Source organism: Burkholderia sp. SIMBA_062 (assembly GCF_046534765.1).
Taxonomy (GTDB): Bacteria; Pseudomonadota; Gammaproteobacteria; order Burkholderiales; family Burkholderiaceae; genus Burkholderia; species Burkholderia ambifaria.
Map to the genome: position 1 here is coordinate 1 of NZ_JAWRYD010000712.1, position 228 is coordinate 228.

1 protein-coding gene is annotated in these 228 nt (G+C 62.7%); it reads right to left on the bottom strand.

Annotated features, from left to right (window positions below; translation table 11 throughout):
* On the bottom strand, positions 1-228 hold a 228-nt coding region (locus SB786_RS38035), incomplete at both ends, for a thiamine pyrophosphate-binding protein (RefSeq protein WP_410731818.1).

Sequence of the window (228 nt, forward strand, 5' to 3'; positions counted from 1 at the left end):
TGATGGGGTCCATCATGCCGCACACGTCAATGATCTGGAAGCGGCCCTGCTTGGACTTCTTGATCGGCTTCTGCCCGGTGATCATCATCATCGGCATGCCGCCCAGGTAGGCGTAGGCGCTGGCGGTAACCAGGTTGGTGGCGCCAGGGCCGAGGGTGGACAGGCTGACGCCAGTCTTGCCGGTCAGTCGGCCGTAGGTGGCAGCCATGAAACCTGCAGACTGCTCGT